Origin of the sequence: Sinomicrobium weinanense (assembly GCF_018863395.1) — a bacterium.
Taxonomy (GTDB): Bacteria; Bacteroidota; Bacteroidia; order Flavobacteriales; family Flavobacteriaceae; genus Sinomicrobium; species Sinomicrobium weinanense.
The window spans coordinates 84,797-100,017 of sequence record NZ_JAHKRR010000009.1; the positions used below are offsets into that span (position 1 = coordinate 84,797).

Genomic DNA, 15,221 nt, shown 5'->3' on the forward strand with positions numbered 1-15,221 from the left:
AGCGGCAAATCGCTGTTTGAGAATCGGAAAAAATTGTAACTTTATAAGTTATAATCAAAGGAAATATAAAGGAAGAGGATATGCAACCGCAGCGCGAAAAAGAGAAGATACAAGGGTTTGGTATCATAAGGCAGAAGCTGGAAACATTCATTAGAAGGTATTATGTCAACGAACTGATCAAGGGAGCCCTGCTGTTTACGGCTATCGGGTTGCTGTACCTGATATTTACGTTACTCGTGGAACATTTCCTGTGGCTGGGCCGGGGAGGCCGCGCTGTATTATTCTGGCTGTTTTTTGGAGTGGCTGTTTTTCTTTTGTATCGCTTTATCGCCGTTCCCCTGTTTAAATTGTTTCGTATTCAAAAGGGGATCAGTCATGAAGAAGCCTCCCGAATTATCGGAAACCATTTTCCTGAAGTAGGGGATAAACTGTTGAATGTACTCCAGCTTTCCGGCAATAGTTCCGAAGAAAATAAGAATGAATTGCTCGTTGCAAGTATAGAGCAGAAATCGGCAGAATTGCAGCCATTTCCGTTTCATATCGCTGTTGATATAAAAAAGAACCTTCACTACGCAAAGTATGCGCTTATCCCCATAGTTATCATTTTGTTGGTATGGGTAAGCGGAAATATTAATTGGTTTTCAGATAGTTATAATCGTGTGGTACATTATCAGTCCGCATTTGAACCTCCCGCACCTTTTCAGTTTTTTGTGGTCAACAATACGTTGAGCGCTATCGAAGGAAAACCGTTCGAAATACAGGTAAGGACAACGGGTGATGTGGTTCCGGAAGATGTAGAGATACATTACGGAGAAGAAACCTATTTTATGCAAAAGGAGGGCCCCGGGAATTTCAACTACGTTTTTAAACGACCTGATAAAAGTGTTGATTTTTATTTGTCCGCAAATGATGTGCAATCCCGCCCTTATCGACTGGAAATTGTAAACGCCCCCGCCATGACCGGTTTTGAAATGTACCTGAATTACCCGGCCTATCTGAAAATGAGTCCTGATACACTCACAGGGACAGGAAATGCCACAGTACCGGAGGGAACAAAGATCACCTGGAAGCTCAATACCGAAAACGCAGAAAAAGTAAACTGGATCTCCAAAGACTCAGCCGCATCGTTTAAAGAGATCAGCCGTAATGGAAAAGAGGCCGGGTTTGAATGGTCCGCAAGGGTGTACCGGGACACCGATTATGAAATAAGCACAGGCAGTACCGATCTGCCCGATTATGAATCCCTGGGTTTTGGTATTGTTGTGATCAAGGATGAATATCCGGAAATAGAAGTAAAGGAAGTCCGGGATTCCCTTTCGGTCTCCTCAACCAATTTCGCAGGCCAGATTTCGGATGATAACGGGTTTTACGGCCTTAAAATGGTCTATTATCCGGAGAACAAGGAAGAGCAGAGATCTGAAAAAAAGATCAATATCAATACTTCGGGAAACGTAGACCGGTTTATAGATATCTTTCCAGGCAAGCTCTCTTTGGAAGAAGGGCTGAGTTATACCGTCTTTTTTGAAGTAACGGACAATGACGCATTGAGAGGAGGGAAGTCCGCAAGGTCCGGCTTGTTTACTTATCGGGTGCGTACCGGGGAAGAAATAGAACGGGAGCAGTTGCAACAGCAAAAGGGAGCGATCCGTTCGCTCGAAAGATCCCTGGGAAATATGGAAGAACAGCGAAGGGAATTGAACCAGATCAATACCCTGAACATGGAGAAAGAAGAGAAGACTTTTAACGACCGCCAGAAGATAGATAATTTCCTGGAGCGACAATTACAACAGGAAAAGACCATGCAGAAATTCACCAAGGAGTTAAGCGATCATCTGAAGAAATCTCCCGGGGATAAAGAAGATGAAGCGCAGAAAAAATTACTGGAAGAAAGGCTGGAAAGGCAGAAAGAAGAGATCGATAAAAATGAAAAATTGCTGGAAGAATTAAAAGAACTGACCGATAAACTGAAGCGGGAGGACATGGCCAAACGACTGGAAAAACTGTCAAAGTCCCAGCAAAACAACAAACGGAACCTGGAGCAGGTGCTGGAACTCACAAAGCGGTATTACGTAACCCAAAAAGCCGAAAAGTTGAGCAGGGAAATGGAAAAATTGGGGGAGGAGCAGGAGAAACTATCCGGAGAAAAAAGTGAAAACAGTAGTGAAAAACAGGAAGAACTGAATGAGAAGTTCGATCAATTGAAAAAAGAATCGGAAGAACTTGAAAAGGAAAACAGCGAACTGAAAAAGCCCATGGAGCTTGGCCGGGATGAGAAAAAAGAACAATCTGTTTCTGAAGAACAGCAGAAAGCCCTGGAAAACCTGCAAAATGAAAACACCGAAAAAGCCAAGCAGCAACAGCGAAATGCCGGGCAGAAAATGAAACAAATGGCCGGAAAAATGAAATCGGCCATGCAATCCGGTTCCGCTTCGGATGATATGGAAGACGCCACCGTGCTACGGCAGATATTAAAAAATGTGGTGGCTTTTTCTTTTGAACAGGAAGACCTCATGAAGAAGGTAAATGAAATGCGTGAAGACCATCCCTCTTATTCCGTAACGATAAGAAAACAACACGACCTTAAGGAGGCTTTTGAACATATAGACGACAGTATTTTTGCCCTGTCATTAAGAAGGCCTGAACTCTCTGAAATGGTAAACAAGGAGATCACTGACGCCCATTTTCATATCGATAAGGCGATCGAAAGGCTTTCGGAAAATGAGGTTTACAGGGGAGCGTCCAGTCAGCAGTATGCCTTTACCGCTGCCAATAATCTGGCGGCCCTGCTTGGAAATATACTGGACAATTTGCAGCAGAATATGGGAATGGGAAAAGGAGACGGAGAGAATGAGATACAATTGCCCGATATTATACAGAGCCAGGAGCAACTGAATCAACAAATGAAAGACGCTATGGAGAATACCGAAAAGAAGGGTGAAGAAGGAAAGAAAAATGAAGATGAAAAAACAAATGAAAAAGATGGAGAAGGGCAATCTGAAGAATTATATGAGATCTACAAACAACAGCAAATGCTCAGGCAGGCGATCGAAAAACAACTATCGGATAAATCCGGTGATGGGAACCGGGGAAAAAAGGACAAGCTGTTGAAGGAAATGGAACAGGTCGAGGATGAGTTATTGAGGGATGGATTTAATGAAAGCACCCTTAAAAAAATGTTGAACTTAAGGCATGAGCTGTTGAAATTACAGGATGCCGCCATGGAGCAGGGAGAAGAGAACAGGCGGGAAAGCCATACTAATGAAAAGGGATTTCAGGGAAAGCAGGGCGAGCTTAATCCGGAATTGGAGGAATATCTGCGTGGGATAGAGATATTAAACAGACAAGTATTACCTTTGCGCCAAATTTATAAAAAGAAGGTAAAAGAATATTTTAAAAAGGATGATTAGCTTTCACTACGAACTCGATTTCCGGTTGGAGGATGAGGATAAATATGCAGACTGGATAGAAAGGGTGATCACCTCCGAAGGAAAAGAAACAGGCGGGGTGAGTTATATCTTTTGCGACGATGAATACCTGTACAGCCTCAACACAAAATACCTGGATCACGACACCCTGACCGATATTATCAGTTTTGATTATACCGAGGGTAAGCGTATACATGGAGATGTATATATTTCTGTGGAAAGGGTCAGAGACAATGCCGGTGATTTCGGAGTTGATTTTGAAGAAGAATTAAAAAGAGTGATGGTGCACGGCATATTGCACTACTGTGGATACAAGGATAAATCTGAAGAGGAGGCCGCCGGAATGCGGGCTAAGGAAGAAGAAAAAATGAAAATGTTCCACGTGGAACATTTCCCTCGGCTCCGTTCGGGAACCGGAAAAGGGGAAGAGGAAAATTAAAATAGTTCTTGGTTACTGAGATGAATTAAAGCGGGTATTTTATATTGTTCCACGTGGAACATATCTCGTTAGAGTCACACAGCTTGTCCCGGTATGTCGGGAGTCGTGCGACTAAAGAATCAATATTATTAAGGAGACAATTTTAAAGATACAGGCATGTTTGACAGAACGTATGATGTAATTGTTGTAGGAGCGGGCCATGCCGGTTCGGAGGCTGCCGCAGCGGCAGCCAATATGGGATCGAAAACCCTGTTGATCACCATGAATTTGCAGAACATCGCCCAGATGTCCTGTAATCCTGCCATGGGTGGGATTGCCAAAGGACAGATCGTCCGGGAGATCGATGCCATGGGAGGGTATAGTGGTATTGTCAGCGATAAAACCGCGATTCAGTTTAAGATGCTCAACAAATCAAAAGGACCGGCCATGTGGAGCCCCAGGGTGCAGTCCGACCGGATGCGTTTTGCAGAAGAATGGAGGCTGATGCTGGAACAAACCCCAAACCTGGATTTCTACCAGGAAATGGTGTCGGGCCTTATTGTGGAAAATGGTAAGATCGCCGGAGTAAAAACCTCGCTGGGGATCGAAGTGAAAGCCAAAGCCGTGGTGCTGACCAATGGTACTTTCCTGAACGGGCTTATCCATATCGGAGAAAAACAATTTGGTGGCGGTAGGGCAGGCGAGCGAGCTGCTACCGGAATTACCGAAGAGCTGATAGCACTCGGGTTTAATGCCGGAAGAATGAAAACCGGAACCCCGCCCCGGGTGGACGGACGCTCTCTCGATTACAGCAAAATGCAGGAGCAACCCGGGGATGAGATCCCGGAAAAGTTTTCCTATTCCGGTGAGACAAAGCCGTTGGAAAAACAGCGTTCCTGTCATATGACCTATACCAGCCCCATAGTACACGACCTGCTCCGGGAAGGCTTTGACCGTTCGCCGATGTTCAACGGACGGATAAAGAGTATAGGGCCGAGATATTGCCCTTCCATAGAAGACAAGATAAACCGCTTTGCAGATAAAGACAGGCACCAGATATTCGTAGAACCCGAAGGGTGGCATACCGTAGAAGTATATGTTAACGGGTTCTCTACTTCGCTGCCGGAAGATGTACAATTTAATGCGCTTCGCACCGTAGTCGGATTTGAAAATGTGAAGTTTTTCCGTCCCGGTTATGCTATCGAATACGATTATTTTCCGCCTACACAACTCAAACATACCCTCGAGACAAAGCTGGTGGAAAACCTCTTTTTTGCCGGACAGATCAATGGTACTACCGGTTATGAAGAAGCAGCTTCTCAGGGGCTCATGGCCGGGATAAACGCACACCTCAAGGTTTGTGAAAAAGAGCCTTTTATTTTAAAGCGCAATGAAGCCTATATAGGTGTTCTTATCGACGACCTTATTACCAAGGGAACAGAAGAGCCCTATCGCATGTTTACTTCACGGGCCGAATACAGGACGCTTTTGCGGCAGGACAATGCCGATTTCAGGCTTACTCCAAGATCAAATGCCATAGGATTGGCTTCGGACGAAAGGCTTCATCGCATGGAAAAGAAAAAGGACAATGCCGATGCGTTCATCCATTTTTTTAAAGAAACCAGTGTCGATCCGGAGGAAATGAACCCCATTCTTGAGGAGAAAAAATCATCCCCGATGAAACAATCCGGTAAAATGTACAAGGTGTTTTCCAGGCCGAATATCACCATGCAGGATATGCTTCGGGTAGGAGAGGTGAAGGATTATGTGGAAAAAAACGGACTGGACAGTGAGGTGATGGATCAGGCGGAGATACAGGTAAAATATTCCGGCTATATCGAAAAAGAGAAAAACAATGCCGACAAACTGAACCGCCTGGAAGATATTACCATTCCCGCTAATTTCGATTACGACAAACTGAAGTCCCTCTCATTTGAAGCCCGGGAAAAATTAAAAGATATACGCCCCGCAACACTTTCACAGGCATCGCGGATAAGTGGAGTATCGCCCAGTGATATCAGTGTAATGCTGGTGTATATGGGAAGGTAACCCCTCGCCCCTCCGCTCCGCTCGGGGACCGGGAGAGATAAATCGTAAAAACGATATGCCCAGGCTCCCGAGTGGAGCCGAGCGACATAAAAACAAAACCCGATGTTCCACGTGAAACTATGTTCAAAACCCCTTTGTTTGCTATGGTCTGTTGTTCTGACACACGGATGTATTCCCGTAAAACAAGCTCCGCGTATTAGTGAATATCGAATTGAAAGGGGAGTGGATATCGATAAGAGTATAAAGACAAAAAAGAATATCTTCATATTTCAGAACCGGAAAAGAGCACCACATTTTTTTAATTTCATTTCCGGAAAATACAAGCTAAAACCCCATGGAGGCGGAAAGAGATTTTCAGTGAATTTAAACGATACGGATTTTGATATTTTTGTCTTTGCTCCGCAGATCAGTGATGCCTATCTGGATTTTACCGGACTTACAGATGAGGATGAAAATGATCCCGGCTATAATTCCGGTGATGCCTATCATTATATTGCCATGCGGGTTTCGTCGGAATACGAAGAGGATTGTTTGTCTTTAAATTCACTGCAGCACAATGTCGTTGTAAATTATCTGAAAGAACTAAAAACCGAATATTTAAGCTCCCTTTAATGGATAAAACAGAAGATACCGTTTATCTGAAATGCAAGGACCATACCGTTAGCGGAAAGTCTTTTTCGTTGGTTCCGGACGAAAACCACAAGATGCTTCGCACCAGTCCCGCACCGGGGGTAGAAGAACTCCCCGAATATTACAAAAGCGAGGATTATATTTCACATACCGATGCCAGGCGGAGCTGGTTTGAGAAAATATACCACCTCGTAAAAAACTATGCCCTGAAACAAAAATTAAAATATATCAATGCGGAAAATCCCGAAAAAGGAATGTTGCTGGACATTGGTGCAGGGACCGGAGATTTTCTCACGGTAGCAAAAAACGACGGATGGAAGGTCAGCGGAACAGAACCGAATGCATCCGCGAGGAAAAGGGCAGGGGAAAAAGGAGTTTCATTGATCGAAAAAACGGATGCTTCTTTTGTGCGCAAACATATATCGTCCTATGATGTCATTACCATGTGGCACGTATTGGAACATGTACCCAACCTTGAAGAACAGTTACAGGAATTAAAGGAATTGTTGAAAAAGAGCGGAACACTTTTTATTGCCGTTCCCAATTTTCGTGCATACGATGCAAAACATTACGGAGCGTATTGGGCAGCCTATGACGTGCCCAGGCACCTGTGGCATTTTTCTGCCGATGCTATCAGATCGCTTTTTTCGGAAAAGGGAATGAAAGTGGTCCGAACTATCCCCATGAAATTCGACGCATTTTATGTAAGCCTCCTTTCGGAAAAATACAAAAACGGGAAAATGAATTTTTTCCGGGCCTTATGGACAGGATGGCTTTCCAATCGTAAGGCGGCACGTACCGGGGAGTACTCCTCCCTGATTTATGTCATTAAACATCAAAATAATTAGAATAAGAAGGTTTTAAAGGCTTTTAACGGATATTCCTGGTCTATCCCTGCCTTTGTTTTAAAAGCGCCTTAAATCGCATTTATTGAAGGGGTTTTTAATAGTTTCTAGTTATTTTTCATAGAAGATGCATAAGTGTTGACTATAAAATGTTTTTCGATGTGTTTTTATGTTTTGGTTATGGGAATGGAGCTGGAGAAGAAAACAGAAAATTAAATAAGTCCCGAATAGGCTAGTTTGAAAACTTTTCTATTTTTGCGTATAAACAAATTTGTAAAGAGATGAAGAAAATTGTTATAGCCGGAGTAGCTTTATTGGGATTGCTTTCCTGTCAGCAGAACAAGATCGCCTTTGTGGATAATACCACACTTATCAATGACTACCAGGAAAAGAAGGACGTAGAATCGAAATTCCAGGTGAAACTGGATTCCTTTCAGAAGAAAACGGATAGCCTCTCCCAGGCACTGCAGGCCGAAGCACAGCAATTTCAGGCCGAAGCCTCAAAAATGGCACAAAGCAAGGCCGAGAAGAGGTATGGCGAATTGATGCAGAAAAGGCAACAGATCCAGCAACAGGTGCAGCAGGAAGAAATGCAGTTGCAACAAGACAGCCAGGGCCAGATAGATTCTCTCGTAAAAAAAGTACGCAATTTTATCAAGGAATACGGGAAAAACAATGGCTATACCTATATTCTCGGAGCCAATGAAGCAGGGAGTGTGCTGTATGGAGAGGAGACCAAAGACATTACTGAAGAGCTCCTGAAAGCCCTCAACGATAAATACAAGGAAGAAAAATAGTATTTCCCTGCCAGTAATATGGAGGAAATCGTATTGTTCTTCCGGTAAAAAATATTCTTACAATAGGCCCGGCCCGGTGTAATGCACCGGGCTTTTTTTGTTTAATATGTTTATAATCAGTATGTTGATATTTAATATCTTGCTGGTTCCACATGGAACAAAAACAAATAGATAAAAAAATGTAACTTTTAAGCATATTAACGGTCAGATAGTTACAATAACCAATTAAAAACAGATCATATGAAAACCATCTTTTTTTTACTGGCTGTTTCTCTTGTGTTATCCTGTAATACGGAAAAAAAAGAAGAAACAAGGGAAGTCAAACAATACACCATAGAGCAGTTTTACGGTAACAGCCGTATTGGCGGGGGCGCCTTTTCTTCCGATGAGTCCGCATTGTTGGTGAGCAGTGACGAATCCGGAATATTCAACCTTTATGAAATAGATATTCAGAATGGTACGAAAAAGCAGTTGACCCATTCTGAAGAAGAGTCCTTTTTTGCGATAGACTACGTGCCCGGAACCGGTGAAATACTCTATTCCGCAGATAAAGGGGGCAATGAAATAAATCACATATATCTGCTGAAAGAGGATGGGACTACTACGGACCTTACTCCGGATGAAAAAGCTAAATCCAGTTTTGGAGGTTGGAGTGAAGACAAAAAATCGATGTACTATCTCTCCAACAAAAGAGATCCGAAGTATTTTGATATGTATAAGATGAACATGTCTGACAAGACTTCGGAAATGCTTTATGAAAACGAAGAGGGCTTTAGTATTTCCGGGATGTCCCCGGATGAAAATATGCTGGCTCTTCGACAATCCATAACAACGAGCGAAAACCGGCTTTTTCTATACAACAGGAAGACAGAAAAAACCACGGAGGTATCCGATCCGGACAATCCCGGAAACTATTCCGCCTCCGGTTTCGGCAAAGACGGAAAACATTTCTTTTATACCAGCAATAAAGGTGCGGAATTTCAATATCTCATGAAGTATGAAATAGAAAGCGGTAAAAGTAGCGTGCTCTATAAAACCGATTGGGATGTAATGTACAGCTATGTTAGTGAAAATGAAAAATACAGGGTCATAGCCATTAATAAAGACGGGAAAAACGTTCTGGTGGTATTGGACAATGCCTCCGGGAAAGAAATAGAATTCCCGCAGGTCCCCGGTGGGGATATCGTAGCCGTGAGTATCTCGGAAAGCGAAGAAAAAATGCGGCTTACCGTAGGTACTTCCAGGTCGCCGAACAATCTCTATGTATATCATTTCGATACGGGGGAGATCAAGAAACTCACCGAAACCCTCAACCCGGAAATAAACAGGGAAGAACTGGTATCGGCAAAGGTGGTGCGTTTTAAATCTTTTGACGGGCTGGAGATCCCGGCCATTTATTATAAACCCCACACCGCAACGGCCGATAACAAGGTACCCGCCCTGGTTTGGGTACACGGAGGCCCCGGGGGACAATCCCGCACAGGATATTCGTCGCTTATACAATATCTCGTAAACAACGGTTATGCTATACTGGCGGTAAATAACAGGGGAAGCAGCGGTTACGGGAAAACCTTTTATAAAATGGACGACAAAAACCACGGCGACAAGGACCTTAAAGACTGTATATGGGGCAAGAAGTGGTTGCAGGAGCAGGAGTATATAGATACTGAAAAAATCGGTATTATTGGGGGAAGCTACGGAGGCTACATGACCATGGCCGCCATGACCTTTGAACCGGATGAATTTAAAGTGGGCGTAAACATTTTTGGCGTCACCAACTGGCTGCGTACCCTTAAATCCATTCCGCCGTACTGGGAGTCGTTCCGCAAGGCCCTCTACGAGGAATTGGGAGATCCCAACACCGCAGATTCCGTTCGGCTCTATAATATTTCACCGCTTTTCCATGCCAACCGTATAAAAAATCCTGTAATGGTATTACAGGGGGCCAACGATCCCAGGGTGTTACAGGTGGAATCCGATGAGATTGTGGAAGCCATGCGAAAGAACGATATTCCGGTAGAATATATCGTGTTTCCCGACGAAGGGCATGGCTTTGTAAAGAAAGAGAACGAAATTAAGGGATACGGACAAATATTAAAGTTCCTCGATACCTATCTCAAGGGAGGAAATACTGAAGAAAAATAACATTTTACCTCCTGTCCGGGTTCCCGAGCGGAACCGAGGGGTTATTGCAGGAGAAGAACCCCCAGCACAGCCGGAATAAAATAAACCACAATAGTCCTGGCTCCTTCGTAGTCCTTGGCCACGCGTTGCCCGAAAAGCAGGATCAGCAGTGTGAGGCAGGAAAGGATCGATCCGTAAAGGCCGGTCAACCTGTCACCGTCGATGAGCAGCCGGATGATGCCCAGCAGGCAGAGCATGCCTGTGATGATCTCCAGGACCAGTACGATCGCCACGGACTGGGGCACCATATCCTTCATAAAGGTTTTTGCAAAATGTTCCCGGAGCCAGGAAATATTGCCTTTCCAATCGGTTATTTTGTCCAGGCCACTCTGTAAAAAAGTGATCACGAGCAGCAGGAGGATCAGAATTTCAGCGGCGTTATTTTGCAGGTTTTCCATAATAAACTGTTTTTGGGTTGATGTAATATTACTGGCAAAGGTCGTTTTTTATCTCCTCATCACAAGCTCAATATTTATGCAGCAGGCGGGTGAGCTTAATGGAAAGATCCGTGAGTACGATCTTGGCATTGCCGTTCCGCTCTATGTGATAAATGGCATCCTGCAGCTCCCGGGTGATCTCCGTAATGTTGTTACCACTTACAAAAGGTGCAAATTTCTCCAACCGGAAATTGTCTGCCTTAAATTCCATGTAAACCAGTGGTGTGGCATTATAGTTGATCAAAAGCGCCTGCCGGAAAACATCCAGGCAGTAGTTGAGGAACAGTTTCTGGGTTTCTCTTCCCGTGGCGGCGATCTGTTCTCCCCAGGCTATGAGATCGTGTATGGCAGCCTTGTTGCCTTTGGCCTTAAAGGCAGAACGTACCCATTGCACAAACCACGTTTCGAAAGTGAGATCGTTGCTGTCTGTGTCTGCCAGGACCATGGCCCTGTTGTAGTCCCCGTTGGCCTGGTGGGCTATTTTTGTAGCTTCGTTTTCTGCAATGCCCTCTGCTATGAGCTTTTCCTTAATGGCTAATTCCGCAAGCGGGGGGAAGTGCAATATCTGACAGCGCGAAAGAATGGTCTGTATGATCTGTTCCTCATCTTTGGCAATAAGGATAAACAAGGTTTGGTTGGGCGGCTCTTCAATGAGCTTAAGCAATTTATTGGCCGCCGAAATGTTCAGCTTTTCCGCCATCCAGATGATCATGACCTTGTGACCGCCCTCATAGGATTTCAGCGAAAGCGATTTTACGATGTCCTGGGCTTCGTCCACACCGATCTGTCCCTGTTTGTTCTCTATTCCCAGGGCCTGGTACCATTCAAAAAGGGTTCCGTAAGGCCTTTCTTTGACAAATTGCCGCCATTCTTCCAGGAAGTTGTTGCTTACCGGATGTGACTTTACCTTGTTGTTGGCCGCCACCGGAAAGGCAAAGTGCAGGTCCGGATGGGCGAGATTGGCGAATTTCAGGTTACAGGCGTCCGCACCCGTATCGTTTTCGCCGGCCTTGTTGTTGCAGAGAATGTATTGTGCGTAAGCAATGGCCATAGGCAATACCCCGCTTCCTTCAGCCCCTACAAAAAGCTGGGCATGCGGAATCCTTTCCTGATCCGCACTTACCGTGAGGTGTTTCTTGATGTGTTCCTGTCCCAGGATGTCTTTGAATAGCATAGGGCAAATATAAAGGTCTTTTTAGTTTTGGAGTTGGGGAGTCCCGGAGTTTTTTAGTTGAGGTTAACACCCCCCTGCCCCCCTCAAGGGGGGAGCCTTATTTCTTTCTAAAAGCGTTATGCTCCCCCCTTGAGGGGGGCAGGGGGGTGTTACTCCTAAGCTCATTCAATATCTAAACTCCAAAACTATCCCATCAATTTAACAATATTCTAATAAAAGGGCTATTTTTACAAGTCAATATTTATTTACATTTGTGCTCTGTACCTCTCATTTTTATGGAGAAAGTACAGGACCCCTTCAAAACACGTAAACACATTACTTTTATGAAGACAATAGATGATTTTGACTTTAAAGGAAAAAAAGCATTGATCCGTGTGGATTTTAACGTACCCCTGGATGGTGAATTTAATGTAACGGACACTACACGTATAGAAGCTGCCAAGCCTACGGTGATCAAAGTCCTGGAAGACGGGGGAAGTGCTGTATTGATGAGCCACCTGGGCCGCCCGAAAGGAGTGCCTCAGGAAGCCCTTTCTTTAAAGCATATCGTAAATGCCGTATCGGATATACTCAGTGTCAAAGTAAATTTTGTAGAAGACTGTGTAGGGAAGAAAGCCGAAGAAGCCGTAGCCAATTTAAAAAGCGGTGAAATACTGCTTCTGGAGAACCTTCGTTTTCACGCCGAAGAAGAAAAAGGAGACGAGACTTTTGCCGAACAATTATCAAAACTGGGTGATATTTATGTGAACGACGCTTTCGGAACCGCGCACAGGGCACATGCATCCACGACCATTGTGGCGAAGTTCTTCGAAGACCGCAAATGCTTCGGTTACCTGCTCGCCAAAGAAATAGAAAGTATCGACAAGGTGATGGAAACCGGTGAAAAACCGGTGACTGCCATACTGGGAGGAGCCAAGGTATCTTCCAAGATCACCATTATAGAAAATATTCTCGACAAGATAGACCACCTTATCATCGGCGGTGGAATGACCTATACTTTTGTAAAAGCCCGGGGCGGAAAAGTCGGTGATTCCATCTGTGAAGATGACAAACAGGAACTGGCACTCAGCATTCTGAAAAAAGCCGAAGAAAAAGGCGTAAAAGTACACCTCCCGGTCGATGTCATTGCAGCCGATGCCTTTGATAATGATGCCAATACACAGGAAGTTGCAGTAGATACCATACCCGACGGGTGGCAGGGACTGGACGCAGGGCCAGAAACCCTTGAAGATTTCAAAGAGGTGATCCTCCAATCCAAAACCATACTCTGGAATGGTCCGGTGGGCGTCTTTGAGATGGAAAATTTCCAGAACGGAACAAAAGCTGTGGGCTATGCCATAGAAGAAGCTACGAAGAACGGAGCGTTTTCTCTTGTGGGTGGCGGAGATTCTGTTGCTGCCGTGAAACAATTCGGTTTTGAAGATAAAGTGAGTTATGTTTCTACCGGAGGAGGTGCCATGCTGGAAAGCCTGGAAGGAAAAACACTGCCGGGAATTGCCGCAATCCTGAAATAAAATTCAGACAGTTTCTAAATCAGTTCGTAAAGTAAGTTTTTGCTTTAAAAAACAGAAAGAATACATCCCTGACCGGGTTTTTCCGGGCAGGGATTTTTATTTTAACATGTTTTTATGTTTATTTTTTGAATAAAAAACACGATTTTTACGGGATTTTCGTTAATTCAAAAAGAGTCTAAACCCGATGAAAAGCTATTTTGCTACCCTATTCTTTGCCCTTATTGCCATAATGGGCCACGCACAGGCAGTTGCAGAAATTGATGAGAGCCAGGAAGAAGCATCGCCTCATAGAGCAAGGATCTCCTCCCGGAACAGCGATTCTTTAGTGCCACAGGTAACCATAGAGAAAATAGATGGAGTATACCGGTTAAAGGATAATTCCATGGCGGTCAGAATAGACAGTTTATGGTTAAAAGAACTGTACGACAATAGTTTATATGACACCATTACCCAAACCATAGCCGGTCTCAATTATGAAGGGGTAAAGTATAGTGAACTACCCACCAGCGTTCTGAAAGAACGACTGGCCAGGTTGAATCAAAAAACACCTTTCAACGTGGAGTACAACCCTGAGTTGGAAAGTGTTATCAAGAATTTCCTGAAGAACAAACGAAAATTCCTGGAGCGCACCATGCTGAAAAGTGCGTATTACTTCCCGATGTTCGAAGAGGAGCTGGATAATTACGATATCCCGCTGGAAATAAAGTACCTGGCCATTATAGAATCGGCACTGAACCCCAGGGCGAAATCCAGGGTAGGGGCTACCGGGATATGGCAGTTTATGTACGGTACCGGAAAAATGTACGGCCTGGAAGTGAATTCGTATATCGACGAACGCAGTGACCCTTTAAAATCTACGGAGGCCGCCTGTAAATACCTGGCCAAGTTATATGAAATATTCGGCGACTGGGATCTTGCCCTGGCGGCATATAATTCCGGCCCGGGTAATGTATCCAAGGCCATCCGCCGTTCGGGAGGGTATCAGAACTATTGGAACCTCAGACCCTTCCTTCCAAGGGAAACTGCGGGTTATGTACCTTCTTTCCTCGCCATGATGTATATATTCGAATATGCGGGAGAACACGGATTTGCAGCTCAAAGACCGGAAGTGGCCCATTTCGAGACCGATACCGTTCACGTTAAAAGGCCCGTTACTTTCGATCAGATATCGGAACTTGTCAGTGTAGATGTAGATCAGATACAGTTCCTGAACCCGTCCTATAAGCTCGATATCGTTCCTTATATCGAAGGAGAGGCCCACGCCCTTCGCCTGCCCGGTAAGGCCATAGGCAAGTTTGTAACCAATGAAGACGCTATCTATGCCCATATAAAGGCCGAAGAAGCTAAAAAGGAAAAACCCCTGCCGCAGTTTTTCAAAAAGAACAGCAGGATCACCTATAGGGTAAGGCGCGGGGATTACCTGGGCAGAATAGCCAACCGCTACGGGGTTCGGGTAAGCGACCTGAAACGATGGAACGGGCTGCGGAATAACAAGCTACGTATTGGTCAGCGCCTGACCATATATTCGCGAGGATCCGGTGTGGCCAGAACATCGTCGAAAAGTGCTGTTTCGCCTTCAAAAAAAGTATATACAGTGCAAAAAGGGGACTCGCTCTGGACCATTTCTCAAAAATTCCGGGGAATTTCTGTAAAAAATATTCGAGATTGGAACGATATTAGTGGGGATAGATTAAAGCCTGGAATGAAGCTAAAACTTTGCAGCTGCTAACAAACCCACTAAATCTAAA

Annotated in this window: 11 protein-coding genes; 9 read left to right on the forward strand and 2 right to left on the reverse strand. The window is 44.5% G+C overall.

Annotated elements, in window-relative coordinates; all coding sequences use genetic code 11:
• Positions 1 to 80 precede the first annotated feature (80 nt).
• From KN811_RS18545 to KN811_RS18575, 7 genes are all read left to right on the forward strand, one after another.
• Complete coding sequence (locus KN811_RS18545; protein WP_187966420.1) at positions 81 to 3,407, forward strand: DUF4175 family protein; 3,327 nt, start codon at positions 81 to 83, stop codon at positions 3,405 to 3,407.
• Positions 3,400 to 3,864 (forward strand): rRNA maturation RNase YbeY, encoded by a 465-nt coding sequence (ybeY, locus tag KN811_RS18550; RefSeq protein ID WP_187966421.1) that lies wholly within the window; start codon positions 3,400 to 3,402, stop codon positions 3,862 to 3,864. Before KN811_RS18545 ends, ybeY begins: the two co-directional genes overlap by 8 nt.
• Before the next feature lie 156 nt (positions 3,865 to 4,020).
• Entirely contained in the window at positions 4,021 to 5,892 is a 1,872-nt protein-coding gene (gene mnmG, locus KN811_RS18555) for a tRNA uridine-5-carboxymethylaminomethyl(34) synthesis enzyme MnmG (protein WP_187966422.1), read from the forward strand.
• Between the two features lie 138 nt (positions 5,893 to 6,030).
• Positions 6,031 to 6,504, forward strand: a complete 474-nt coding sequence (locus KN811_RS18560; RefSeq protein WP_187966423.1) for a hypothetical protein — start codon at positions 6,031 to 6,033, stop codon at positions 6,502 to 6,504.
• Positions 6,504 to 7,370, forward strand: a complete 867-nt coding sequence (locus tag KN811_RS18565) for a class I SAM-dependent methyltransferase (protein ID WP_187966424.1) — start codon at positions 6,504 to 6,506, stop codon at positions 7,368 to 7,370. Before KN811_RS18560 ends, KN811_RS18565 begins: the two co-directional genes overlap by 1 nt.
• A 278-nt stretch (positions 7,371 to 7,648) precedes the next feature.
• A complete protein-coding gene (locus KN811_RS18570) occupies positions 7,649 to 8,164 on the forward strand; it encodes an OmpH/Skp family outer membrane protein (RefSeq protein ID WP_187966425.1) in 516 nt (171 codons plus the stop codon).
• A gap of 240 nt (positions 8,165 to 8,404) precedes the next feature.
• Positions 8,405 to 10,309, forward strand: coding sequence for a S9 family peptidase (locus KN811_RS18575; RefSeq protein WP_187966426.1), 1,905 nt, complete (start codon positions 8,405 to 8,407; stop codon positions 10,307 to 10,309).
• Between the two features lie 41 nt (positions 10,310 to 10,350).
• Here the strand turns inward: KN811_RS18575 and KN811_RS18580 are convergent, their stop codons facing one another.
• Entirely contained in the window at positions 10,351 to 10,746 is a 396-nt protein-coding gene (locus KN811_RS18580) for a DoxX family protein (RefSeq protein WP_187966427.1), read from the reverse strand.
• Positions 10,747 to 10,813: 67 nt separating this feature from the next.
• Positions 10,814 to 11,959, reverse strand: a complete 1,146-nt coding sequence (locus KN811_RS18585) for a DNA polymerase III subunit (RefSeq protein WP_187966428.1) — start codon at positions 11,957 to 11,959, stop codon at positions 10,814 to 10,816.
• 323 nt (positions 11,960 to 12,282) lie between these two features.
• On the opposite strand from KN811_RS18585, the gene KN811_RS18590 reads away from it, so the two are divergent.
• Positions 12,283 to 13,473, forward strand: coding sequence for a phosphoglycerate kinase (locus tag KN811_RS18590; RefSeq protein WP_187966429.1), 1,191 nt, complete (start codon positions 12,283 to 12,285; stop codon positions 13,471 to 13,473).
• A 184-nt stretch (positions 13,474 to 13,657) separates the two neighbouring features.
• Complete coding sequence (locus tag KN811_RS18595; protein WP_187966430.1) at positions 13,658 to 15,202, forward strand: LysM peptidoglycan-binding domain-containing protein; 1,545 nt, start codon at positions 13,658 to 13,660, stop codon at positions 15,200 to 15,202.
• The last annotated feature ends 19 nt before the right edge of the window (positions 15,203 to 15,221 follow it).

What these genes read in the sequence shown, in the direction of transcription:
- mnmG (WP_187966422.1), top strand. Translation starts at nt 4,021, where the DNA reads ATGTTTGACAGAACGTATGATGTAATTGTTGTAGGAGCGGGCCATGCC.
- KN811_RS18565 (WP_187966424.1), top strand. Translation starts at nt 6,504, where the DNA reads ATGGATAAAACAGAAGATACCGTTTATCTGAAATGCAAGGACCATACC.
- ybeY (WP_187966421.1), top strand. Translation starts at nt 3,400, where the DNA reads ATGATTAGCTTTCACTACGAACTCGATTTCCGGTTGGAGGATGAGGAT.
- KN811_RS18595 (WP_187966430.1), top strand. Translation starts at nt 13,658, where the DNA reads ATGAAAAGCTATTTTGCTACCCTATTCTTTGCCCTTATTGCCATAATG.
- KN811_RS18575 (WP_187966426.1), top strand. Translation starts at nt 8,405, where the DNA reads ATGAAAACCATCTTTTTTTTACTGGCTGTTTCTCTTGTGTTATCCTGT.
- KN811_RS18580 (WP_187966427.1), bottom strand. Translation starts at nt 10,746, where the DNA reads ATGGAAAACCTGCAAAATAACGCCGCTGAAATTCTGATCCTCCTGCTG.
- KN811_RS18585 (WP_187966428.1), bottom strand. Translation starts at nt 11,959, where the DNA reads ATGCTATTCAAAGACATCCTGGGACAGGAACACATCAAGAAACACCTC.
- KN811_RS18590 (WP_187966429.1), top strand. Translation starts at nt 12,283, where the DNA reads ATGAAGACAATAGATGATTTTGACTTTAAAGGAAAAAAAGCATTGATC.
- KN811_RS18570 (WP_187966425.1), top strand. Translation starts at nt 7,649, where the DNA reads ATGAAGAAAATTGTTATAGCCGGAGTAGCTTTATTGGGATTGCTTTCC.
- KN811_RS18545 (WP_187966420.1), top strand. Translation starts at nt 81, where the DNA reads ATGCAACCGCAGCGCGAAAAAGAGAAGATACAAGGGTTTGGTATCATA.